Origin of the sequence: Enterobacter sp. 118C5, assembly GCF_034107645.1 — a bacterium.
Classification (GTDB): Bacteria; Pseudomonadota; Gammaproteobacteria; order Enterobacterales; family Enterobacteriaceae; genus Enterobacter; species Enterobacter nematophilus.
In genome coordinates this window covers 226,012-250,526 of sequence record NZ_JAWNEU010000002.1, presented here as the reverse complement: position 1 = coordinate 250,526, position 24,515 = coordinate 226,012, and the positions used below count along the sequence as shown (strand labels likewise).

The following is a 24,515-nucleotide window of genomic DNA, read 5'->3' as shown; positions in this document are numbered from 1 at the left end:
AGAGAAGCCTTAACAGCCTGCTCTATCAGAAAAATATTTATCTCTCTTAGTCGCCTGTGTGTTCTACCGTTGTGTTTTTTCTGAAATTAACAGAAAATTTTTGATAGCACTCTTAGCATCACTTTGTGTAATACAGTTTGGATAACAAGAAACCTTACGGCAACGATATACGCATGACAAAGGAGGTTGTGCCTGTGCCGGCACTTACGCCTTTGCCAAATATTCTGGTAGTAATAGTGCCGTTGCTGGCATAAGCAGGCGTATGGTTATTACAAACTCCCTCCAGCTTGACGCGATATTTTGCAATATTGTCTCCTTTCCCGCCTTTCACATCCTGATACTCATTAGATGTCTTGCAATCGTCAGAATAATTTTGGTCAAGTATTTCTATTTTAGGTCTCTCATTCTGCGGGCATGACCAGTTTACTGCGGCTTGAGCTTGATCTTCTCTGCTACCAGCGACGTATGTGGTGAGTGATACGTTAGGGGTTACTGAAGTAAAAGAGCAAGGTTCTCGCTGAATTTCGGCTAAACAACCTGAATACCAGCTGCCATTCTTATTTCGGAAATAGTGGCACCATTTTGTCCTTCTGCTGCCCGTATTATTGAGTGGTAGAAGAATAGGACCGGCGATCAATGCTTCATTAGACCATCCAGGAAAATACTTAATCTGCCCTGTACAGTTCATTAAATTCCATGCAACTTTGGTACATGTTGCCAGGATTTTTTCTTCTCCTGTTTCCTCTTCAACGAATTTATGAATAACCCAGGTTGCACCTGCTGGCATATCATATGGATAAAACTTATGAGACATGTTAGTCCTAACCGGAACAGAAATCTGCCCTGGATTGCCATAACTAAAAGCTATGTTGTTATCCATGGCGATACCGGGGCTTAATGTTTCAAGACTATTTATTGTCGCAGCCTGCACATCAAGGCTCAGTGAAAGAAAGAGTGTTATGGCAAGATTTTTTTTCTTTAAGGCACTATTTTTCATCGTTTCACCATTAAGTTCGTATGGTTGTTAATTATGTGAGTTAAAGAAAGTAAATAAATAAGAGCGCTCTCAAAACAAATATGGCTGAATTAAACCCGATTTGAGAGTGCTCTTGTAGTGGAAAGAATGATGCAAGTTTAAATTTATCTCACGGATGTTAGCCTCAATAACGTCCGAGCCAGATATCTACATCAATACCTTAGGGATAAAAAATGACATTAACACGTTTAGCACTGGCTGCGGCAATTGCTGCATCAAGTCTCTCGGCTGCACAGGCCTCTACCGGTACCGTAAACTTCTCCGGTTCAATCGTTACGGCTTCTTGCTCTATTGCCCCTGGCGAAGGTGGCGATGCCAGCAATATTAATATGGGCCAGATTGGTAACGCTATCCTTGAAGCCAATGGCAACACGGGTGAAACCGCGCCTAAACCTTTCACCATTAAGCTGGAAGGTTGTGCTCCGGGCACTGGTGCAAATACCGTTAGCGCTAAGTTTATGGGTGATGCCGCTTCCGCTGACCCGAAAAGCTTTGCTTTGAACGGTTCGGCGTCTGGTGCGCATCTGGTATTGACTGAAAAAGACGGCACTAAAATCGGACTGGGCGAAGAGTCCGTTGCTCAGCGCTTTGGTAGAGGTGATATGACGCTGGAATTTGCAGCAAAGCTAAAAGGTGACGGCAGCACCACGGGGGCAGATCCAGAGTTGATTCCCATTGTGCCGGGCGCATTCACCGTGCCGGTGACATTTGCACTGAGCTACAACTAATGATGCGTCTCCTTCTGTTGAGCAGAAGGGGACTGTTAAACTGAAAAATCTATTGCGCAAAACATAATGAATAACCACAAACCCAGCGCAGCATTTTTATTAGTTGTTTTATCATTATTTATACAACGTACTGCTCAGGCGGATTTTTTAAAGCATGGCCATGTCAGCCTGCAGGGAGAAATCTTAAGCTCCCCCTGCCTGATCAATTTTTCGGATAATGCTAAAACGTGGGATGGTAACTATATTGCCTCAGAAGACGTTAACAATATAAGGCGTTCATTATCGCTGGTAATTGATTTGAAAGGGTGTAACACCCCGACGCTGTCGCACCATCATGCGGACATCGGTTTTGAAATTTTACCTGCTGAAGTTATGACTGCAAAGGAGACGAGCCTGAACTTTCCGGACGTTAGTATTCGTGACGCAGCAGGTAATGAAACAGTGAGCGGGAATGGTTATCAACCTGTTAGGCATTCATTTGACACCAGAGCATTAAAATATACTTTCCATTTTAGGGGAGACAGCAGTCTTTTGAGGGATGGTTTTTACCGCCCGGCGGTCAGGTTCAGAGTGGATTATAACTGAGGTATCCCATGCGTATTTTTCGTCGTTCAGCGATGAATATTTACTGCCGTAAGGCGCTGGCGGCTGTGCTGGCTGGATCAATAGGTTCGGTCCATGCTGAGGAGATCCAGTTCAATACTGATATTCTGGATGTGAAAGATCGCGAGAATTATGACTTAAGTCAGTTTTCCCGTAAGGGATATATTTTGCCGGGCATGTATAGCCTCGCCATACAGCTTAATGAACAGAAATTATCAGAACAAAATATAGATTTTATTGTGCCAGATGACGATCCCAACGGCAGTGAGGCTTGTTTAACTACGAATATTATTAAGCAATTGGGATTAAAGAAGAGTGCATTACGCGATTTAACCTGGTGGCACGACGGTCAGTGTTTATCGACAGCCAGTTTGCCCGGCATGGAAATCCGTACCGATCTCTCCAGCGCGACATTATATGTCAGCGTGCCGCAGGCTTATCTGGAATATAGCCATCCGGACTGGGATCCACCCGTACGCTGGGAAAACGGTATTTCAGGCGCGCTATTTGATTACAACGTCAATGTGCAGACACAAAAACAGAAAAGCGCCGGTGCCTCGCATTATCTGTCAGCGAATGGGACCGCAGGCGTCAATGTCGGCGCATGGCGTTTGCGCGGCGACTGGCAAGCGCGTCATGAGAAAACCCCACACCAGACCGGGACTGAGCAACCCTGGCAGTGGAGTCGTATTTATGCCTATCGCACGCTGGGTGAGATGGGGGCGAGACTGACGATAGGCGAGAACTATCTCAACTCCGCCATGTTTGACAGTTTTCGCTATACCGGCGTGAATGTGGCAACGGATGACGCCATGCTGCCACCCAACCTGCGCGGTTATGCGCCAGAGGTCACAGGGGTGGCACGCACCAACGCGCGCGTAGTGATTTCGCAACAAGGGCGCTTAATTAAAGAAGTACAGGTTGCCGCTGGCCCCTTTCGCATTCAGGACTTGAGCAGTGCGGTAAACGGGACGTTAGACGTGCTGATTGAAGAGCAGGACGGCAACGAGCAGCGCCTGCAGGTTGACACGGCGACTATTCCCTATCTGACGCGACCCGGCCTGGTGCGTTACAAAGTGACGGTGGGACAACCCTCTGACTGGGAACACCGTTTGAACGGTTCACTCTTTGCCGGCGGCGAGTTCGCATGGGGCGTCAGCAACGGCTGGTCGCTGTATGGCGGACTGCTGGGCGACAGTCAATATCAGGCGCTGTCGCTGGGCGTAGGCCGTGACTTAATGATGTTTGGTGCCCTTTCTGGCGATATCACAGAGTCACGGATGCGCCTGGCCGACCGGGCGTTGCTGCGTGGGCGTTCGTACCGTCTGAGCTACTCGAAACGCTTTGACAGCACGAACAGCCAGATAACGTTTGCGGGCTATCGCTTCTCGGAACAAGACTTTGCCAACATGAACGATTATCTGGCGGCGCGTCTTCAGGGCGAGTGGTCTCGTTATGGTCGTAATAAAGAGATGTATACGCTCAGTTTCAACCAGTATATCGAGCCGCTGGGGTTGACGGCCAATCTCAATTACAACCACCAGACCTACTGGGATCGCCCGGAAAGCGACAGCTATACGCTGACGATGTCGCGAGGTTTTGATTTTTGGCGCTTCCGTAACGTGAATCTCTCGCTGACGGGATTTCGTAATAAATACAGGAATGATAACGATGAAGGCATGTATTTAACGCTCTCCATGCCGCTGGGCGAGCGGTCGCGTCTCAGCTATAACGGCGCGTATACCCGACGCGAGCAGCGCAACAATGTGAGTTATTACGATCGTCCCGGCGATAACCAAAGCTATCAAATTGGTTTTGGCAAATCGCAGCGGCGAAACGAAGTCAACGGCTTTTATGGTTATAACGGATCGATTGCGGATGTGACGGCGACCGGCAGCTGGGTTGAAGGTCAATATGAATCATACGGCGTGTCAGTGCAGGGGGGCGCGACCGTCACACCCCAGGGCGCAGCCCTGCACCGCATTAGCTCGTTGGGGGGGACGCGTATGTTAATTGATACGCACGGCGTATCGGGTATTCCCATCGCTGATTCAGGACGCAGTACCTATACCAACTACTTTGGTAAGGCAGTGGTGGGCAGCATGAACGACTATTCGCGCAGCAGCGTCAGTATTGATGTGGCAAAACTGCCCGATCACGCGGAAGCCCTGCGCAGTGTGTCACAGGCCACTTTGACCGAAGGCGCAATCGGTTATCGCAGTTTTGAAGTTGTGTCAGGAGATAAAGCCATGGCGTTTATTCGCCTTGCTGATGGCAGCGTACCACCCTTTGGCGCCACGGTGCTGAACAGCAAGCAGCAAGAAACGGGAATTGTGAGTGATGATGGACACGCTTATTTAAGCGGCATCCAGGCGGGTGGAATCATGTCGGTACGCTGGGGCGGCGCCGTGAAGTGCGTTATTACCCTCCCTGCTGTGCTGCCTGCGGATATGAGCTCTGAGCTGCTCCTGCCTTGCGAACGCAAGCCGGAACCAAATTAATAGTCTGTTGGCGTTACGCTGACAATGTTGTGGAATGAACAAGCATGAAAAAACGTTTTATAGCCAGCGTGTTAACCGGCTCGTTACTGGCGACTCTTTCTCCTGTACTGAATGCTGCGGTTGCACTCGATCGTACCCGCGTGGTTTATCCGGGTAATGAGAAATCGATCAGCCTCAGCATCAGCAATCAAAACCCGAAATTGCCTTATCTGGCGCAGGCGTGGCTCGAATCGGAGGAGGGGACCAAGCTCACCGGTAACGCGCCATTGATGGTCCTGCCGCCGGTTCAGCGCGTTGAGCCTAATGGCAAAGGGCAGGTCAAAGTTCAGGCAATGCCCGGTGCCGCACAGCTGCCGCAGGATCGTGAAACGCTTTTTTATTTTAACCTGCGCGAAATTCCGCCGAAAGCAGATAAAGGTAACGTGCTGCAAATTGCCTTGCAAACGCGCATCAAGCTTTTCTATCGCCCGACGCCGTTAGCCTCCGCGGCCGCTAATCAAAGCAATGCGCCGTGGCAGGAAAAACTCACGATGAGCAAAACCGGTGATAGCTATCTACTCAACAACCCAACGCCGTATTACATCACCATTATTGGTGCCAGCAATAAAAAAGGGGGAGAAAGCGTTAAAGGTTTCCAGGCCGTGATGATTGCACCAAACGGTAGCGAAAAGCTCAGCGTTCCGGCATCCAGTTTGGGGGCAACACCGGTGCTAACGTATATCAATGACTACGGTGCACAGCCGGAACTGGTGTATCAATGTTCGGGTTCCAGCTGCAAAGTGGATAAAGGCGCCAGTAAATAAGCGCTGCCAGCAAATCGGGATTACTTATGAAGATGAAAATGATGACATCAGCATTGCTGATATCACTCTGCTGTGGCGTATCGGCACAGGCTGCAGACATAGATAAAAACGAAGTCACCATTAATATTACCGGCAGGCTTTTTTACCCACCTCCCTGCGTTGTCAGCAGTGAAAATATTACGGTTCCGCTTGGTGATATGACGACCTCTAAAGTTGATGGCACTGAATATATCAAAGAGATTGGGGTGACCATTACCTGTACAGCAGCGAAAAAGGACTCGCTTAAACTATCGTTTGCGGGCGATGCTGCAACGGGAACGGGTGTGCCGGCAGGGTTGCTGAAAACAAGCTATGACCGACTGGGCATTCGCTTTAAAACGGGAGCAACTACGCCCGTCGATTTGAATATTAATACCGATTTTAATTTTACAAAGACAACCGTTCCAAAACTGTGGCTCGTCCCGGTAAAAATTGGTACCGCAGAACTGGAACCACGCGATATCACCGCGACGGCGACATTAAAAATTCAGCATAACTAACGCAGGAGGCAGGAGGCGTAATGTTACGTAAAAAATCAAAGCTTACCATGCGCCAACTGGCTTTTATTTCTTTTATTGCCGGGCTGAATTTACCTGCTTCAACGGCACAGTCTTCAGAAGTTGAAGTGACTTTTTCGGGTACTTTATTCTATCCACCGCCTTGCACGATAAGCAGCGTGGTTAATGTTGAGCTGGGAGACGTTATTTTTGATTCAACGAGTGCATCATTTATAAACTTACCCGTTTCATTTAACTGCGCTTCTGCCGGAAAAAACCAGCTTACCTACGCCATCAGGGGGGAAGGAATGGCGGGTGACCAGCAGTATGTTATTAAAACATCCATTGATAATCTTGGCGTGACTTTTATTGATGAAAGTAATACGGATGAGGACGATAATGGACGGGTTAACATCAGAAAAACCTACAACTTTGATAAGGATAGTGTTCCAGAAATACGAGTTGGCGCTTTCCACTTCAAAGCTGTGCCAGTTGATCGGAAACCGATTCCCGGGGCATTTACTGCAATTGCTACGCTCGAGATTGGCTATCAGTAATAGCGTTAGATCAGAATTACAAAAAGAGTGAATGCGATTCATGAGAATATTATCCAGTATCTGGCTATTGGCGATAGCCTCTGCTACTTCACAGGCAAACAGCAATGATCTGGTACTCAATATCACCGGAGAACTGGCCTATCCAGTCCCGTGTAAGTTCAGTAGTGATACGATCGAGGTCGATTTTGGCGACAATTTACATCACAATGCGGTTGACGGCGTCAGATATGAACAAGTGCTGGAAACCCTTGATTGCAGTGCCGCTGCGGTAAATGCCTTAAAATTACGTTTTGTTGGAGAAGGGGCCGAATTCGATAGCGAGGTACTTAACACCACGCATGGTGATTTAGCCATTGAAATTCGTCAGAGCGGGAACAAGCTGGCGAATGGTGAATGGCTTAATTTTACCGCTACACCACCTAAACTTTCTGCTGTACCCATAGTAAGGCCAGGACGCGTTTTAACCCCCGGTCAGTTTACCGCTACGGCCACGCTGGAAGTGGATTATCAGTAATGTGTTCAAATAAAACAGACTATATAAGATGCTCGATGATTGCATTTTAAAAATATTCAGGTGGGAAGATGAATAGCACAATTATTCAAAATAAAAAGCAGCGCTTTACCCTCTTCGTCGCCTTGTTGAGTTTAAGTTCTATGGTGCTAGCATCGGATGCGAACGAGGTTGAAGTCAGCATTACAGGTAAACTGCATTATCCGCCGCCATGTAATGTTTCATCAGAGGTTAATGTTACGTTCGACGATATGCTGACTACAAATGCTAATACCCAGCGCAAAGATATCCCTTTAACGTTAAATTGTGCTGGCGCAAAAAAAGATCAACTTGCTTATCGCGTCACGGGACGCGGCATGTCCGGCAATGTCTGGCAGTGGTTTGAAACCGGTATTAGTGGTTTAGGTATAGGAATTTACAATCAGGATGATGCACAACTTAGAATTGGATCATGGTATTCGTTTAACAAAAACGATGTGCCAACTTTTTATGCCAGGACGAGACACTATTCCACCGCAGTGATAGAACCGGGTAATTTCTCTGCCACTATAACGCTTGAAATCAAACATGAATAAGACTCTTCTAAACGACTTCGCGATGGTAAAAAAAACGGCAGCGGTCTGCGTATTTACTTTATTATCGCTAAAGGCTGCTTATGCTGATGACCTTACGATCACGGTCAATTTTACGGTGTTAGAGACGCCTTGCACGGTCAATTCAGGAAATCCAATTTCAGTGAGTTTTGGTGATGACATACTGACAACGTCCATTGCGGGGGATTTACAAAAAAAGGATATTGCCATGACATTCAATTGTGCGGCAAATAATTACACCGGGAAAATAACAATTGTTCCCGGCGCGATTTCTACTTTTGATGAGAATGCTATCGCGACCAACCTAGCGGGGCTAGCCATAAAAGTAAATCTTGATGATAACCGGGTAAGGATGAACGAGGCGCACGTCGTCGATCTCAATTCGGCGCCTAAATACGAAGCGGTATTGCTAAAAGACCCCTCAGTGGCCTTACAGCCTGGCAAGTTTACTGCCAGTGCGACATTTCGTCTGACAGTTGATTAAGGTTGTTTATGCGAGTTCATCTTGTTGCCCTCATCGTTTATAGCGGATTTTTACCCGCACATGCTGCTCAGGATACCAATAGTGTGGCGATGACCTTATCTGGTAAGGTTTTTTATCCCCCGCCTTGTGTTGTCACAAGCAACACGATTGAGGTTTCATTTGGAAGAATATTCACCGATGAGATCAGCCCTTCAACGGTTGGCAGTGATAAAAATACAAGAAAAATAGCCTTAGGCTTAGATTGTCAGGGAGCAAAAAAAGATCAGCTTAAGATCATGGTCAGCGGTGATGCCGCAGAGCAAGACAGTAATGTACTGAAATCTGCACAAGACGGTTTTGGGTTTCGCTTCGATGATGCTTCAGCACACAGCATCATGCCGGTTAACCAATGGTACTCATTCGACAAAAATAGCGTTCCTGACTTAACCGTTACGCCGGTACGATGGGTAAATCAGAACAACCTGAAGCCTCTGACCATTAATACCAATGCCACGGTGCATATTATGCACGACTAAGTGCTGAGCTATTCGGCTCATGCATCTATTCCTGCGTTAATAACTGAGCAATTGCTCACCGCCCAGTTCGCCAGCCAGCTGCGATTGCTCCGGTGAAGTGATACCGTCAATTTGTATAAACTTCCCTTCTCGCTGATGCATTTTAAGCTCGGCTTGTGCATCGCTTGAGGCCAAGAGTGTCGCCATATCATAGCGCACGCCATCACAGAGCATTTTCAGGCGTAAATAGCGATCGCAGCGTCCTTGCGTACTCATAACAAAACGCAGACCCTGCTGTTTTAGCTCGCGAATATTGGTAAGGACCTGTTCTGTCAGCGTATCGCTGTTGCCGCTGTCAATGTTCAGTACCAGCTGTACCGGTTGCTGTGAGAAGGAGAGCGTCCGGTACAGCAGCTCGGGTAAGCTGGCATGGGAGAGCCAGGCAAGACTGACTGTTAGAGACAGTGGTGCAATCGCGTGAATTTGCTGTTGCACCATCTCCTGCAGCAGGCGAAAGCTTGCAAGCATCTCCAGCCCGCTTTCATTGAGGCGTAGAAATGAGATTGTGGCATCGTGAGGCTCAGGTTCACACGCCAGGACCTGGTTTGAATCAACCGTGCGCCAATAGCGAATGCGTGCAATCAGCGGAGCCGGGTTGAGTAAGCGTCGCAGCAGTTCAGCAGACTGCTGCTGTTGCTTCAGGCGCGGTTTTAAGGCATGCATGATCCAGTTACGCTGCACCTCCGATAACATCGCGGGCTGAAGATGAATGGCGCTTTGCTGCGTAATACTGGAGAGCTGCTGACAGACCAGAATGATGCTGCCTCCTGCCTGTCGTGGCGCCGCTGTCATTGCGTAGCGCAGGTTTTTCAGGTTCTTCATCAGCAATTCGACGCTGGCGGCATCGGGCAGATCGTCGATACACGCAATTCCACCCGCCACATTATTGTTGTGCCATGCATTGAGCGCTGACTGGCAGCAGGCGCAGCAGGAGGTATAGCTCAGCTTCGACTGACGGATCAGAAGCAGCAATAATTTTTTATTGTTACTACAGGCGGAGAAGGAATGCTCAATGTTCATCACGCTCTCGTTCAGGGATCCGGTAAAAAGGGGATATCAACGTCAAATACCAGCGTCGCAGAGCCCTTCCAGGTCGAGCCCGGGTGCGATGCCATTTTAAGGCTTTCGACTTCATTAACGGTAAAATGCACCTGGCCAGTGACATTATTAAGATAATTATCCGGCTCAATAATCACGCCCGGCGTGGCTGGTGTGGTAATAGGTATAGCCACTCGGGTAACGGATTCCCCTGTGTCACGTTCATGCACTCCAGGCATTGAGAAGTTGATATCAACGGCAACGGTTTCATCCCCTCCTTCACGTTTAAGGGCACAGCTCTTCAGCTGCTCATGCGTGCAATATGCCGTAATGCTGACAGGTGAGGATGCCGTCATCAGGATCTGTCCCGTACCTTCCAGTCGAAACTGCGGCTTACTGCTGTTACTCCATGAACGCCATCCTCCTGGCGGGATTAATTCAATACTGTTAGAACCCTGAATGCTGGCCTTAAAATCATGCTTGATTTCAGCATTGATATAAACCTGTAGGTAGGTATCGTTATAGGTTCCTTCCCCAAGATCAATATCCTTGTCTTTTCCCACTGTATACTGGAATCCGCCACTGTAATTGCCGTTAGGTAATGTTAATGGGCTGGCGATACTTCTTAATTCATAGCCAATCGAGACTTCATCGATATTCACATTATCTAGATCAAGCGATGATACCGGCGCACGGTTACATGTTGAAGAAGCCCTGTCTGGATGAAGCCATGCGAAACGGTATGAGGAACCGTCACTAAGCGCCCATCCTTGCGTCCCGGTGCACCCACCACCGGGAAGTGCACCAGCGCCGTTCAATTTATTTAAAAGTCCTTTATCGCGGTGGTAAAATCGTTGGCCTAATAAGGTAATGCGAAACTGTAAAATGATGGTCTTGCCCGTTTCAGCATCAGTCAGAGTAACGTATTGCCAGTTGGATTTTACTTTCTGAAATGTTTGTTCCCGCAAAATACCACCGGTACCTCTTAATATTTTATTCTCGACCTCAATCCCCGTGTCGATTGAAAACGTGCCCTCAGGGCAGGTTTTGGCACGATCGCCAACGCAAAATCCTGTTGATGGCGTGATATTTGTAAAATCTACCACATCAGGATTTGCGGCGGACGGTTTAAATTCTGCATTGACAACAACTTCCGCAGCATAGCCTGACGGTAGAAAGATAAGTGTAAGAGATACACAGGATAACAATATAAAGATGTATTTCATTTTACCTCACGCTGAACAACATCAATGTGTAACGTCAAAAATCATCTGCAAATGATGTCTTAAATCGTCTTAATTTGGATACAAGAGCACTCTCAAACCAGAAAAAAATCAAACAAAATAAATCGAGCTTATAGTGGAAATGAAATTTAAAGAAAAGAGAATTTATTGCATCTTGTTGATTTTGAATGGTTATTTTTTGTTATTGAGAAATTCGAGAGTGCTCTCATATTTCTTAGAGGCAGTAAAACCAGATACTTCGCTTCGTTAATTAAGTGCTGCCAGACAAGGATAACAGTTTAGTGGCGGTGCTGATGAAAAGAGGACTACCATTGTGAAAAAACTGTTAGCGACAGCATTAATGGCCGTGAGCTTTACGGCAACTGCTATACCGCAGATCTCTGTTGGTCAGATGTATGAATTTATTGAAAGTGATAAGAGCACGCTTCTGAAAAGAATCATGAATAACGGTGACAATACCGCCTTTATTAAAACAGAAGTCAGTGAAATTACCTGGAGCGCCAATGGGCAAAAAAATGAGAAGCGCTTTGATGCCAGTGCAATATCAAATACCAATGCCGATGGTCTGATCGTGACGCCAGCCAGAATGATTGTGCCTGCAAAAAACATGCAGCCGGCGCGTTTTATCGTTACGGGCAACAGGGATAAAGAGCGTTATTACCGTGTGCGTTTTATCCCGGTTATGCCTAAGGATCAGTATGAGTTTGGACAAACTAAAAAAGATTTTGACGATTACAGTAAAAAACTGAATGCGGGCGTCAATGTCCTCACCGGCTTTGGCACTATAGCGGTAGTGCGGCCAAAAAACTCAATATTTAACACTACCATTCAGAGTGAAGGAAGTAGCATCACTATTCGTAATAACGGTAATAGCACCGTAGTGCTGGACAATATTAAACAGTGCGCCGGAAATAGTTGTTCGGAAAGCGCATCCATTATTCTCTTGCCCGGGAAGCAGCATCAACTCCGGAAAGAAATGAAAAAAATCTGGCAATTTACCTTGCTGGAAGGACGTAAGAAAACGCCGAAAACATTCGGATGACCATTAATTTAACATGAGATATTTAAATGAAATATTCAAATAAAACTATTTTCGCTGCACTGCTCGCCACTAGCTCCGCCGCGATCGCAGATGACCAAACGGAACTGCAGTTTCAGCTGGAGGCTAACATTCCTGCTCAACAATATTTTGTTGAGTTTCAGGATCCCGCCTTTGGTACCACGACACAAACAATGGCATGGGACAACGTAAACGAAAAGCTGGAGGATGTGAGCACCACCCTGCTGGCCAAAAATAACGTTGGCAAAATTACCGCGCATCTGGATTCCGCTGCCGCCTTATCAAATGGCACCCAAACGATCCCGCTGACGGTTTCAATTAACAACCTTGCTCTGCCGGTGGGAGCAACAAGCGCGGTTGAAATTATCAACGCCTCTACAAATACGACGCAGTCACTGCCGTTAACCGTTACGCCAACCGGCACGCCAACTTACGCGCCGGGTGATTATAACGGCGCAGTCAAAATGATGTTTGATTTTGAATTGCCTTAATCCGTTACCTTCCTGACACATTAAAGGACGCGCAGGCGTCCTTTTTTAGCGGACAAACTCATGACGTTATCTTCAAAAACTCGCCTCGCAACGGTTATCGCATTTACGCTGATGTCTCTGCAGGCCGCGGCGTTGCCAATGGAAGACTTGATCTCTCAGACAGAAAATCTGCCTGAAGATTTTAGCTCTCATTTCTTTAATGCGCCTTTGATGACTCGTATTGAACTCGATGGTCAATACCTGGGTGACGCCATGATTTTGTTATCGACGGAAAAAACGGTACAGCTTATTAACTTCATCCAGTCAAACGAGAGTCAGTTTCCACCTGCCACGCGCAGCCGCTGGGCGCAGGCGCTGAGTAAACCCGTTTCTCTGGGAAGCTGTGATAAGCAGTGCCCGCAGGGGTTAGTCAGTCTTTACTATAACCTTGTAAATACCACGCTATCGATTGCCACAACGGAGGCTCTCGCGGTACAAGGCGAGCAACGCCATGTTGCGCTGCCGGAAGGTGGCAGCAGCGGGCTGATTTTGCGTAATCAGCTGAATTTAATCGGTGGTGAACAGCAGCCGTGGTCGGGTTCACAGAACCTGAACCTGGAAAGCAGCCTCGGTAACTGGACGGGGATTGCCGCGGGTCAGCTGAGCCGGAGCGATATCGAAAACAGCCAAACGGAAGCACGTGTGAGCTCATTGTTTGTTCAGCGGGAATACCCGGATCAGGTCTTACGAGCGGGTCTGTTCCAGCCGGATAGCCAGGGTATTTTGCGCCAGCCGAACATGCCGGGTGGCAGCAGCGTGCAAACGGTGGCGGGGGCCATGCTGGCATCATCCGACACGCTGTTGATCCAAACCGGGCAGGCCAGCCTTTACCCGGTCATGGTTACGGCGAATCGGGACTCTGTCGCTGAAATTTTTCGCGACGGCGTTCTGATTAATAGTCAGCCGGTTGCACCAGGATTACAGCAGCTCGACACCACCGTTCTGCCTGGCGGCATTTATGATGTAGAAGTGCGCATTGTTGAAGCGGGTAAAGAGATTAGCCGCAGCACTGAAACTATTTATAAGCCGTCGAACTGGCGCAATCCAAATAAGCGCTGGCAATACTCAGCGTATGCCGGCATGGAGCAGCAGCTCGGCAATAGCCGCTATAAAAATAATGAAGGCGAGCCCGCTCTTGGGGCCAGCGTCAACTATATGGCGCACCCAAAAGTGGTACTGGGCGCCGCTGCACAACATGCTGCAGAGGGCAAGCAATATGGCGTATCTGCGGATGTGCAGGCCGCGGAAAATATTCAATTATACGGCAGCGCAGGAAGCAGCGATCGTTGGGGATCGCGCTACGACACGCAATTAAACTGGAGGCTGGGCCAGCAAACAAGCCTGATGTTTAACCACAATCAGAGCTGGTATCAGGAAAGTAAGAGCCGTAATTCACCTGGTCGTCAGCAAAATAGCAGCGCAACGATCAATCAGCGGCTCGGCAATGGCGATTCACTTTCGCTGCGCGGCACGCATTACAGTCGCGAGAATGGCGTCGGTGTGGATGCGACCTGGCGCACGCGCATGAAAATAAAAGATACGCCGGTCACGTTAAGTCTGAACGCCTACGACCGTCCATACATGCAAGGTGCTCAGAAGCGTAATCGTGGCGCCAGCCTTAACCTCTCATTGGCATTGGGTGGCGAAAACCGGAGCGTCAGCGCCAGTTTAGGGAGTCGTAACGACAACAAAGGCGGGCGCGATCTGTTTGCGTCGGCCAGCGTCAGCCAGAGTTTTGAAGAGAGCGTGTTTAAAGACGTGAGCGCAGGCGTCACCGGCGATAAGTTCGGCGTCAGCACCAATCTTTACACCCGATTTGAAGGTCTCTACGCCAGCGGCACCGCGTACGCCAATCATTCTTCGCAAGGACAGGCTTTCAGCGGCGGCCTTAACATGAACAATACCCTGGCCGTGGGGGGAGGGAAGGTTTCAGTGAGCCATAGCCCGGATGCGTATGGCAATAAAACCGGCATTATCGTTGATGTGGAGAGTGACGATCCTGATGTGCGCCTGAAAACCCGGGACAGCCAGGGAGGTAGCAGTACGCTGCGAGCCGGACGTAACTTTATTCCGACCACGGCATATAAACCGGGCCAGCTGCAAATTGATTTCGACGGTCGCGATGCGCCGCCGCTGAAAATTTGGCCCGCGGAACTGCCTTATCACCTGAATAAAGGTGGTGTCGCGCACAGCAAAGTACGCGTGATGAAAACGCTAACGTTAATTGGTCGCGTACTGGATCACAACGGGACGCCGCTCTCCGGCGCGAAACTGGTTAATCATGCCGGCCAGGGTATCACAGAGAATGACGGCTTTTTCATCATGGATATGCACGAACACACGCCTGAGGTGGTCGTTCATGCTCGCGATAAAGAGCTCTGCACGGTTAAATTCGACCTCAAGGATTATAAACGTGAGAACGATACGCTAATGATTGGCGATTTTAGCTGCAAACGTAATACAAAAAGCTGATATGCATTTAATCCCCAGGCCAGTAACGTGACCTGGGGATTAAAATTCATTAATAAAAGGAACCCGTCACCATGGGTAATAATCCCCTCAATCGTACCCGAATCGTCATTATTGATGACCAGGCGATCGCCCTTCATGGCATGTACGCACTACTGAATAAGCCGAATGACTTCCAGGTCGTTGGCCGCTATGTTCATAGCAGTGACTTATTGGCAGAGCTGGCAAGCTTAGACGCAGACGTTCTGGTGATGGATTTTGCCCTCGCACCCGACGATATGGATGGCATCAGCCTGCTGCGTTTACTCCAGACGCAGTATCCGACGCTGGCAGTCCTTGTGATTTCTGCCATTTACAACAGCGCTACCGTGCTGCTGGCTTTGCATGCAGGCGCCAAAGGATTTATCAGTAAAAGCATGCATACGGAGGAGTTAGCCCGTGCAGTCGGCAATGTCGCGAGCGGACAAATTCATCTTATGCCTGAGATGGCGCTGGAATTGACCCAGCTGTTCAATACCGAGCTCACGCACCATCTGCCGCCTTTTGGTAACAGTGCTAAACAGCCGTCGCTGGACTTTTCACTTTTGTCACCGAGAGAGCAGGAGGTGATTCAATGCTTCATCGACGGTATGAGCGTTTCAGAAATCGCCGATAAGTTTAAACGCAGCATAAAAACCATCAGTGGTCAGAAGCAGACGGCAATGCGCAAACTGGGTTTCAGTTCGGACCGGAGTTTTTTGCAACATCATAACGCGCTAAATGGCTCCAGTGTGCCGTTGCCATAAGTCGCTACAATAAACAGAAAAACTGTTCATTAGCGTTGCCTTTTGCAGGCTGCTGCTGGCCTTAAATAAACGCAAATCCGGCAATTCTTTTACTCGCTCTACTTTACTTGCTTAAAATTCTATACAGTAGGAGATGACGTCCAGGTCTGTGAAGGATAGCGAATGCTACGTTGGTGGTTCCTGATTGTGCTGGTGGCGGTATCCTTACCGTGCATGGCGAAACAGCAATTTTCATCCCAGCAGCAAGCCTGGATCGATGCCCATCCGCGCGTGTTCTACACCGTCAAAAACCTCTGGCCTCAGGAATCCGTGCGTGACGGTAAGCATACCGGGCTAAGCCGGGAAGTGCTGGATGAAGTCACGCGGCGCACCGGCATCACCTTTATCTATGTTCCTCCCGGGCAAACCGGCGAGCAAAAGCCAATGATGGACAGCGCTGTTACTGCCAATTTACTGAGCGATGAACAGCGTAAGCGGTGGCTTCTGACCTTTCCATGGATTAATACCATGCCCATTATCGTGTCCACAAAAGATCAGGTTCAGGTGCGCACGCTCAGCCAGATGCAGGGCAAAAGGATAGCCGTCTCGGCAGACGGTGAATACGCACAGTGGATCCGGCAGCACTATCCTGCCATACGGCTAAGCGTCAAACCCGATGTGGTTAGCGCATTAAAATCTGTTCAGTCGGGTGAGAACGTGGCCGCTATTGCTTCAGGTTTGGTGGTGTTGCCCATTTTGCAGCGCCACTATATTAATCATCTCGGCATCGTAGCGCAGATTCCGGAAATGGTCAGCGGCGTGAATATGGGCATTGACCCTGCTTATCCTGAACTGCGGGACATTCTCAACAGCGTCATGGCGAATATCACCGCGCGTGATGCTGAACGTTTATTTGCGCATTGGGTCAGCGTGGTGGATATCGGAACGCCGACTTTGCTTTTTGTGTTATGGCAATATCGGTACCCGTTGATAGTGATTGGTGTCCTGATCGTGCTGTTACTTATTGCCATGCGGTTCGCCTGGGTTTCACGACGTCGTGCTATCCGAAGCGAGCAGTATAAAAGCCAGTTCCTCGCCGTAATGAGTCATGAAGTGCGTACGCCGATGAATGCCATTATTGCTTCGCTGGAGTTGTTACAGCAAAGCAGTGGCGATAAGCGTCAGAAGTATGCCGACCTCGCCTATGCCTCTTCGCAGGAACTAATGGAACTGCTGAACAGCGTACTCGACCATGAGAAAAGCAACCAGAATAGTCTGGCGCTTGCCCTTGAGCCTGTTGATCCAGGCGCGCTTCTGGAGGCCGTTATCGACAGCCAGCGGCCTGCCGCCGAGCGTAAAGGATTATCGCTAATCTTTGAGGATGTCCGTAGCGAACCGTTCCAATGGATCCTTTCCGATCCGCATCGTCTGCGGCAGGTAGTCAATAATATCATTTCTAATGCCATCAAATTTACTCACAGCGGCAGCGTAAAGTTGCGAGTCAGTGATGAAGAACAGCAGTTCCGTATTTGCGTCGAGGATAGTGGAACAGGCGTTCCGCCAGCGCTGCAGAAAAAGTTGATGCAGGCGTGGCAACAGGGAGAGCCTCAGGCGGGTGGCAGCGGCCTTGGCTTATACATCAGCCGCTCCCTGGTGACACAGATGCAGGGGACGATTCAGCTAGAAAGCGCTCCAGGAAAAGGCACAACGGTAACAATAACTCTGCCACTGCAGACAGTTTCAGCCGTTGAGGGGGGCAGTAGCTCTCATTTGCAGGCATTACCCGATTTCGCCGGAAAGTGTGCAGTGCTTGTGGTGGAAGATCATTTTGCGAACAGACAATTACTGGCTGAGCAGCTTACTCTTTTAGCTTGCCATTACGAGCTGGCTGAAGACGGAGAAAGTGCACTTGCGCTGTTAGAGGAAGAGAATTATTACGATGTCATTCTGCTGGATTGCGGGCTTCCGGGAATGGACGGATATGCCGTGTCGCGAAAAGTCAGGCTGTTAGAACAGCAGCAGCAGCGTGACCCATCAATCATTATCGCCATTTCTGCTCTGCAGTCTGCCAACCATCTCGCCCGCTGCCGTGAAAGCGGGATGGATGCGGTACTGACAAAACCGATCCGGTTAGGTGAACTCGCCGCTCAGTTACAAAAGTGGTTTCAGCCTGCTGATATAAGAGCGGTGAGAGATGAAATACCCCTCCAGCTCTCGGAAGATGTCTGGCAGTCATTGCAGGAGGATGTGCAGGATTTTTATGCGGCAAGCGAGCGGCAGCAAACTCGTCATATGATACATCATATTCATCGTATAAAAGGCGTGGCGCTGATGTACCAGCTGCACGCTCTGGCGGAATATGCTGAATCAATTGAAAAAAGTTTGCGAGCCGAATTGCCCCCTGAGCAGTGGCGTCCTGAACAGTGGCGTCAGCAATTATGGGCGCTTTGTTCGCCCCTAAATCCTGTTAAAGACTAATGATTTAAGAGTGCTCTCGTAGTTAGGGTGAGAACATTTTCTGTTCAATTGCTACTCATTTACACGAACATCTGTGGTAGCAAAGTGAGAAAATGGTTATGCCCTCCCGTATTGCAACTTTATTAATTGTAATGGCGTTGTCCCTCCTGAGTACCAGCGCTCGGGCCACATCGCTGTTCAGTGAGGAAGAGCATGCCTGGATGGTGGCAAACCCCGTGATTAGCTATAGCGTGCAGCAGGAGTGGCCGCTTGATTATAGCGATCGGGGCAGGCACTTCGGCCTGAGCCGCGCGTATCTCGACCAGATTGAGAAGATGACCGGGCTGCGTTTTAAGCTGGCCGAAGAGCCCCGGAAGGCCGCGCTGGTTACCAATCTCGCACCGTCCCTGATGACAGACACAGAACGTGCAAAATGGCTTTTCAGCCAGCGCTGGATCACCACGAATGCACTGATGATCGCACGAGATGATGCCAGTAATTTACGTACTCTTGAGCATCTGCGCGGTAAACGGGTAGCGGTTCGTAAGGACAGTGACTATGAGCGCTGGCTACGCCGCTTCCATCCTGAGATTCATCTTTTTCCTCAGGAGGATATGCCTGCTCTGTTGCGAAGCGTAAGGGAAGGGGAAGCCGATGTTGCCATCGGTGCCGATCTCATCATTCGTCCGCTGCTTTACCGCAGTTTGGGCAGTAAGCTGGTGGTCTCCGGACAACTCCCCTCGCTAGTGGCGGGCCTGCACATGGGGACGCTGCCCGAATTGCCTTTGCTGAAAACCATTATCGATAAAGCGCTGGGCGAGATGCCAGCAAGCCGAACAGACGCCATGTTCAGCCAGTGGATTGGCGATCTCAAAATTGGAAAGATGACTGCAGGCATGATTTTCGGCCTTTACCAGCTGGAACTTTCGCTCATTGCTCTGCTTCTGCTCGGTCTCGCATGGGCGCTGTGGCGCGCGCTATGGCACCGCAAACGTGCTGTCGCCAGCGAGGCGCGCATGAGTCAGTTTCTGGCAGTGATGAGCCATGAAATCCGCACCCCGATGAATGCGATGATTGCGGCCCTGGAGCTACTACGGCTGCCCGGCACCCCTTCACAGCGCAATGAGTATCTCGCCCTTGCGCACAGCTCATCAACGCATTTAATGAACTTGCTGAACGACATTCTCGACCATAGCAAGCTGTCGCACAGTCAGCTTGTCCTGAACAGGCAAGGCTTTTCACTGAAAAAACTGGTAGACGATCTGGTGGCAGTGCATCGTCCCCTGGCAGCTCAAAAGAGATTATCGCTGAATGTGACGCTGGATACGACGCTTGAGCGGCAGTGGATAGTGGGTGATGCACATCGCTTACGTCAGGTAATAAGTAACTTGTTGTCGAACGCCATTAAGTTCACCGAAGCAGGCAGCGTCACGCTCCTCGTTTCTGCAGAACCTTATGACAATACGGAAGGATTACGTTTTACCGTCTGCGACACGGGCATTGGCATTCCGCTTGAGGCCCAGCTGACGCTCTTTGACGCCTGGACGCAGGCAGATTCTTCAGCCGCGCGCTCGTACAGCGGCAGCGGCCTGGGATTGTATATCTGCAAAGAACTGGTGAAATTAGCGGGGGGGCGATTAAGTTGCACCAGCAGACCGGGAGAAGGGGCGACTTTTATCGTTGAACTGCCGGTTATTTTCTGTGACGTATCCGTTGAAGATGTTAGCGAATCTGCCACCGTGCGAGAATTCGTAAAAGGCACCAGCGTTCTGATTGTAGAAGATCACCCCGCTAACCAGGCGATGATGGCAGCACAGCTGGGGGCGCTTAACTGTCACTATGATATTGCCGGAGAGGGCATGGAAGCTTTGGCGTTGCTTGCTGAGGAAAATTATTACGATGTCATCTTGCTTGACTGCAACCTTCCGGATATCGATGGTTATGAAGTCGCGCGGCGGATACGTGCCTTTGAAAGCGCTCAGGGTCTTGAGAGAACGCCGATTGTGGCAATTTCTGCCCTGAGTGGCTCAGCGCATCAGCAGAAATGTCTGAACAGTGGTATGCAGGCCTTGCTGACCAAACCTTTGCGGCTCTCGTGTCTGTCTTCAATGCTCATGCGCTGGTGCCAGACGGCTGGCACCATGTCGACAGAGGTTGTAGATGTAAGGCCGGAGGGTGAGGTTGCCTCCTGGCTTTTACAGGACATTGCGGGCTTCGCCGAGGCGCTAAAACAGCAGGATGCTCGCTGGATGCTACATCACATTCACCGTTTACACGGCGCAGCGAAGGTCTATGCACAACATGCGCTGGCTGAGTGCGCCGCGGCATTTGAGCAACAAATGCGCGAGGATAATATTCCTTCAGTGACGGAGGGCGAGCGCTGGATTGAACAGCTTAAGCGCCACCTTTCAGCAACTCATCTTTAATGATAAACAGCTCATGGTCAGCTTTCAGGCCCAGCTTACGCATTGCACTTTGCTTCTGACCACTGACCGTTTTAAGGCTTCGGGAAAATTTTTCGGCAATGTCGGTAACCGTCATACCGGTCAGGAAGCAGCGAATGACCTCCTGCTCCTTGGGCGAGAGCATTTTTAACGACACCGCGTGCTTAATATTGTCGGTGCTCAGGTTGCCATTGATGAGCACTTCTCCGTGGTGCTGCTGTTCAGCAAGACGTTGGGTCATTTCAGGTTCAAGATAGATTCGCCCGGCCGTCAACTCGGTTATCGCTTTACTCAGCTCCTCAAATGGACGGTTTTTACCGATAAATCCCTTTGCTCCGCTGCGAAGAGAAAGCGCGACTGTGGCAGGATTGTAGTGTGCAGATACCACCAAAATGGCGATATTGGGATGGCGGCGGTGAAGGGTTTTGATGAGATTTAACCCATCCACATCCGATGGAGCCAGCTCATAGTCCACGATTGCAACATGGCAAGGTGTGGATTTTAGATGATTGAAAAACTCGTCGCTTGTGGTGAACGTGCCCGTTACGTTGAATGCTGGATTTTCGGTTAACACATCGCGTAATCCACGTAAGACTAAAAAGTGATCGTCCAGCAAGGTAATGGAGATATTTTTTTTTGCGAAATCCTTCATCTCAAATCACTCTGTTTACTCTGACAAATGGATACAAGTATAAGGTATTTTCTGAATAAAGATCGTTCGGAGTCCCTTTTTTTGCAGGTCAAAATGAAGCCCTTCAGCCAGATGGCGTATGCTAAATCATAAGGCAGCAATTTCATTCTTCCGCACGGCCCGTGAACTGTTCTGCTTTGTAACAAAAAGCATGTCCACCTGTTTGTCTTGTACAGGTTTTGAGAGTGCTCTTGTTCCGATAATAGTGAGCTTTTTCATATGATTTGCATCGGCACATTCACTAACTAAAAACATATATTATTAAAGTTAGAAAATAAATTATCTCTATTTGCTGAAGCTAAACGACTTAAGCGAAATTTCTGCGTGCTCTGTATTAATTGAAAGCTGACAGAGTCGGAACGCATTTCGAAATATTCAGCAAATAAAATCAGCCCCAATATACGGAAGTTAATATGATGCTTTTAACTGCTGACTCCAGACGACTCATGTTCGCCTGTGGCGTACTGATGCTGGCTGGCTGCGCCGGTCATTCAGGTACCCCTTCAACCACCTTAACACAGGCCGCTGAGGACGCAAAGCCACTGCAACGCTGTCAGGATGAGTTGGCAGCCCTGAAACAATACGATGCGGCACGTTTTGAAAAGCATAACGGAACATTAACGGTGTTGTTAAATAACAGTGCCCAGTATTTGCTGACGCGGGATAAAGTTCAGGAAGACATAAAGAGCGTAGTAGATAGCATATTTCAGGCTCAGCTCGCGCGGGAATGCCAGGCAATTCATATCGCCTTGTATCAATCTATCGTGTCGCAAGCAGACGAGGGGATTAACCCATGAAAAGCGTAACAGCGATGCTGGGTATGCTTTTCCTGACTGGCTGCAACTCACACCCTGTTGAGCGTGAAAAAACACCTCAACCTGCACTGCTCAATGAATTTAATCAGCAGGTGGCGGCTGTTCATGAACAGGCCGGGCGTGGCGATGTGCTGTCTCAGCAACGTAGCGGGGCCTGGCTGTTTTCTGCCGGAAAGGATGCATTAGCCGAACCGTTGCTGCGTGCTGCGGCAGAGAAACATCAGGCGGAAGCCCAATTTCTACTTGGCAGGCTCCTTCTGGAACAGCAACCCGCTGAGGGTCGACGGTGGTTAGAAGCCTCCGCTGAACAGGGAAACATCAGTGCCCAACAATTACTGGCCCGTCATTATCGTTCAGGTTTATTGAACGTTCATCCTGAGAAGGCGTTTAAGTGGCTACTCATGGCAGCTCAGCAGGGCGATGCACAGGCACAAAATGATGTGGGCGCCGCGTATACCCAGGGGGCAGGCGTAAAAAAAGATGTGCGCCAGGCATTCACCTGGTACAGCAAGTCGGCAAAGCAAGGCAACGCCCTTGCGCAGTTTAATCTGGCGGGGGCGTACCAGGCCGGAGAAGGGGTCTCTGCACAGCCAGAGCTGGCTTTTGCCTGGTACAACGCGGCAGTCAATAACAGCCGCGATGAGCGCCTGAAACGAACAGCGGAAAAAATGAAGTTACGTATGTATGCAGAAGCGTCGCGGCAGGGGAAAGCGTTAAAAGCCCGTCAACTGGCAGAGCAACTTCTTGTAAATAACTCAACATCATGGAGCGCAGAATGACAAACATGAGATTGACCAGACTCAGTTTCTGCATTGCTGCGCTGGTATTGGCCCCACGGATTAATGCAGCTGAGCCCGCGCTGACAGGCTACAACTCGGATAATACCATTCCTTATTCACTGTTTGATGATACGGAGAAAAAGCAACCGTGGATTAAGCCTCCGGTTGCCCGAACGCCTTCTCTGCGACCCGCAACAACCGGACAGGCGAAGGAGAATCAGCGCGTGCAGGCGCTGGAAAAATCACTTTCAGAACAGCAGCGCCTCTACAAAGAGACGCTGGATAAGCACGCAGGGGAAGTTCAATCTTTGCAAAATAAGCTGAGCTCATCAGAGGTTGACAGGGATGCAATGACGGCTCAGCGCGAGAAGCTGGATGCGCTACAGCGAGCGCTGGCCGAAGCACAAGCGCAGCACGACAATTCCGATCGGGAGCTGGCGGAGTTACGCGCAAAAGTTGCCGCCCATCAAATGCTGGAGGATTCCCGCGCAATAACCCAGTCTGCGTTTGCCGATCGGCTGAAGGAAAAAGAGGACAGCCTTCTCGCGATGTCGCAACAAATCGAAGCGCTGAAGGCTGAAAACAACGTTTTGACCGAAAAACAGCAGGCTGTTAAGCCTCAGACCCGCGAACAAAAAATTTCCTATGCCAACGGCGTGGCGTTTGCCAGCGATATAGTACGCGTTTTACGTTCGCAGCAGGAGGTGGGTATTGAACCCGATCGCCCGATGGTGCTTGCCGGTCTGAAAGATGCTTTCGGCCAACGTATCGCGTTACCAAAAGATGAAATTGCCGAACTGGTAAGCGATCTTGACCGCCAGCTTAATGAAAAAGTGGCCGAACAACAGCAGCAGCAAATACAGACGGCCAGTCAGCAGAAGAAGCTCGGTGAAGAGCTGATTAAAAAGACACAAAATCGTTCAGGAATGAAAGAGATGGATGGCGCCTATTACTTCGTCATTAAAAAAGGGGAGGGAGCAAAACTTAGCGCTGACAGCACAGCTGAAATGCTTATTACAGGGAAATTAGCCGATGGCACCGTATTTGATAACAGCGGTGAGCTGAATGAAATTCAGCAGCTTAAAATCGATACATTGCTTCCGGCAGTGAGCAAAATTATAAGCCAGAGTAACGTTGGCAGCGAACTCGAAATCATTCTGCCGCCAGAGCAGGCCTTTGGCGAGGCGGGAGCTCAGCCTCTAATTCCGCTTGGTGCAACCCTGGTATTAAAAATAAAAATCATCAGTGCTATGTGAAGCTCTGGCAGGAACAGCCATTACTATAAAAAATTTCGCTGAGCCATGCCTCTCGTAATAGC

The 24,515-nt window shown here is 49.3% G+C and carries 23 protein-coding genes; 19 read left to right on the top strand and 4 right to left on the bottom strand.

The window, feature by feature from the left end; translation table 11 throughout:
• Positions 1–154 precede the first annotated feature (154 nt).
• Complete coding sequence (locus tag UTO39_RS06405; RefSeq protein WP_320726760.1) at positions 155–997, bottom strand: hypothetical protein; 843 nt, start codon at positions 995–997, stop codon at positions 155–157.
• A gap of 212 nt (positions 998–1,209) precedes the next feature.
• On the opposite strand from UTO39_RS06405, the gene UTO39_RS06400 reads away from it, so the two are divergent.
• From UTO39_RS06400 to UTO39_RS06355, 10 genes are all read left to right on the top strand, one after another.
• The gene (locus UTO39_RS06400) at positions 1,210–1,764 is read left to right on the top strand and encodes a fimbrial protein (protein WP_320726759.1); all 555 of its coding nucleotides are present in this window, start codon (positions 1,210–1,212) and stop codon (positions 1,762–1,764) included.
• 66 nt (positions 1,765–1,830) lie between these two features.
• Positions 1,831–2,349, top strand: a complete 519-nt coding sequence (locus UTO39_RS06395) for a hypothetical protein (RefSeq protein ID WP_320726758.1) — start codon at positions 1,831–1,833, stop codon at positions 2,347–2,349.
• 8 nt (positions 2,350–2,357) lie between these two features.
• The gene (locus tag UTO39_RS06390) at positions 2,358–4,868 is read left to right on the top strand and encodes an outer membrane usher protein (protein ID WP_320726757.1); all 2,511 of its coding nucleotides are present in this window, start codon (positions 2,358–2,360) and stop codon (positions 4,866–4,868) included.
• 44 nt (positions 4,869–4,912) lie between these two features.
• Positions 4,913–5,671, top strand: coding sequence for a fimbria/pilus periplasmic chaperone (locus tag UTO39_RS06385; protein ID WP_320726756.1), 759 nt, complete (start codon positions 4,913–4,915; stop codon positions 5,669–5,671).
• Positions 5,672–5,697: 26 nt separating this feature from the next.
• Entirely contained in the window at positions 5,698–6,210 is a 513-nt protein-coding gene (locus tag UTO39_RS06380) for a fimbrial protein (protein ID WP_320726755.1), read from the top strand.
• 20 nt (positions 6,211–6,230) lie between these two features.
• A complete protein-coding gene (locus UTO39_RS06375) occupies positions 6,231–6,764 on the top strand; it encodes a fimbrial protein (RefSeq protein WP_320726754.1) in 534 nt (177 codons plus the stop codon).
• A gap of 40 nt (positions 6,765–6,804) precedes the next feature.
• Positions 6,805–7,278 (top strand): fimbrial protein, encoded by a 474-nt coding sequence (locus tag UTO39_RS06370; RefSeq protein ID WP_061097164.1) that lies wholly within the window; start codon positions 6,805–6,807, stop codon positions 7,276–7,278.
• A gap of 68 nt (positions 7,279–7,346) precedes the next feature.
• Positions 7,347–7,850, top strand: a complete 504-nt coding sequence (locus tag UTO39_RS06365) for a fimbrial protein (RefSeq protein WP_320726753.1) — start codon at positions 7,347–7,349, stop codon at positions 7,848–7,850.
• Positions 7,843–8,352 (top strand): fimbrial protein, encoded by a 510-nt coding sequence (locus UTO39_RS06360; RefSeq protein WP_320726752.1) that lies wholly within the window; start codon positions 7,843–7,845, stop codon positions 8,350–8,352. Before UTO39_RS06365 ends, UTO39_RS06360 begins: the two co-directional genes overlap by 8 nt.
• An 8-nt stretch (positions 8,353–8,360) precedes the next feature.
• Positions 8,361–8,867 carry a fimbrial protein gene (locus tag UTO39_RS06355; protein WP_320726751.1) on the top strand — a complete coding sequence of 169 codons (507 nt, stop codon included), beginning with the start codon at positions 8,361–8,363 and terminating at the stop codon, positions 8,865–8,867.
• Positions 8,868–8,903: 36 nt separating this feature from the next.
• Here the strand turns inward: UTO39_RS06355 and UTO39_RS06350 are convergent, their stop codons facing one another.
• Together UTO39_RS06350 and UTO39_RS06345 are read right to left on the bottom strand one after the other, a co-directional pair.
• Complete coding sequence (locus UTO39_RS06350) at positions 8,904–9,926, bottom strand: hypothetical protein (protein ID WP_320726750.1); 1,023 nt, start codon at positions 9,924–9,926, stop codon at positions 8,904–8,906.
• A gap of 11 nt (positions 9,927–9,937) precedes the next feature.
• Positions 9,938–11,170 (bottom strand): hypothetical protein, encoded by a 1,233-nt coding sequence (locus tag UTO39_RS06345; RefSeq protein WP_154643295.1) that lies wholly within the window; start codon positions 11,168–11,170, stop codon positions 9,938–9,940.
• 331 nt (positions 11,171–11,501) lie between these two features.
• Here UTO39_RS06345 and UTO39_RS06340 point away from each other — a divergent pair, with 331 nt between their 5' ends.
• The 6 genes from UTO39_RS06340 (at position 11,502) to UTO39_RS06315 (ending at position 20,894) form a co-directional block, all read left to right on the top strand.
• Positions 11,502–12,230, top strand: coding sequence for a hypothetical protein (locus UTO39_RS06340; protein WP_320726749.1), 729 nt, complete (start codon positions 11,502–11,504; stop codon positions 12,228–12,230).
• A gap of 26 nt (positions 12,231–12,256) precedes the next feature.
• Positions 12,257–12,739, top strand: coding sequence for a CS1 type fimbrial major subunit (locus UTO39_RS06335; RefSeq protein WP_061097171.1), 483 nt, complete (start codon positions 12,257–12,259; stop codon positions 12,737–12,739).
• Positions 12,740–12,949: 210 nt separating this feature from the next.
• Complete coding sequence (locus UTO39_RS06330; protein ID WP_320726748.1) at positions 12,950–15,250, top strand: CS1-pili formation C-terminal domain-containing protein; 2,301 nt, start codon at positions 12,950–12,952, stop codon at positions 15,248–15,250.
• 71 nt (positions 15,251–15,321) lie between these two features.
• Positions 15,322–16,032: a response regulator transcription factor gene (locus UTO39_RS06325; RefSeq protein ID WP_320726747.1), complete on the top strand. Its 711-nt coding sequence runs from the start codon at positions 15,322–15,324 to the stop codon at positions 16,030–16,032.
• A gap of 162 nt (positions 16,033–16,194) precedes the next feature.
• Positions 16,195–18,489: an ATP-binding protein gene (locus UTO39_RS06320; protein ID WP_320726746.1), complete on the top strand. Its 2,295-nt coding sequence runs from the start codon at positions 16,195–16,197 to the stop codon at positions 18,487–18,489.
• A gap of 98 nt (positions 18,490–18,587) precedes the next feature.
• Positions 18,588–20,894 carry an ATP-binding protein gene (locus UTO39_RS06315; protein ID WP_320726745.1) on the top strand — a complete coding sequence of 769 codons (2,307 nt, stop codon included), beginning with the start codon at positions 18,588–18,590 and terminating at the stop codon, positions 20,892–20,894.
• On the opposite strand, the gene UTO39_RS06310 is transcribed toward UTO39_RS06315, so the two are convergent.
• Complete coding sequence (locus tag UTO39_RS06310) at positions 20,863–21,564, bottom strand: response regulator transcription factor (RefSeq protein WP_061097175.1); 702 nt, start codon at positions 21,562–21,564, stop codon at positions 20,863–20,865. The two genes, UTO39_RS06315 and UTO39_RS06310, sit on opposite strands and share 32 nt — an antisense overlap.
• Positions 21,565–22,016: 452 nt before the next feature.
• Here UTO39_RS06310 and UTO39_RS06305 point away from each other — a divergent pair, with 452 nt between their 5' ends.
• From UTO39_RS06305 to UTO39_RS06295, 3 genes are read left to right on the top strand one after another with little or no spacing between them, the layout of a single operon-like run.
• The gene (locus UTO39_RS06305) at positions 22,017–22,400 is read left to right on the top strand and encodes a hypothetical protein (RefSeq protein ID WP_320726744.1); all 384 of its coding nucleotides are present in this window, start codon (positions 22,017–22,019) and stop codon (positions 22,398–22,400) included.
• Positions 22,397–23,197 (top strand): tetratricopeptide repeat protein, encoded by an 801-nt coding sequence (locus UTO39_RS06300; protein WP_320726743.1) that lies wholly within the window; start codon positions 22,397–22,399, stop codon positions 23,195–23,197. The genes UTO39_RS06305 and UTO39_RS06300 overlap by 4 nt, the downstream gene beginning before the upstream one ends.
• A complete protein-coding gene (locus tag UTO39_RS06295) occupies positions 23,194–24,453 on the top strand; it encodes an FKBP-type peptidyl-prolyl cis-trans isomerase (RefSeq protein ID WP_320726742.1) in 1,260 nt (419 codons plus the stop codon). Before UTO39_RS06300 ends, UTO39_RS06295 begins: the two co-directional genes overlap by 4 nt.
• Positions 24,454–24,515: the final 62 nt, after the last annotated feature.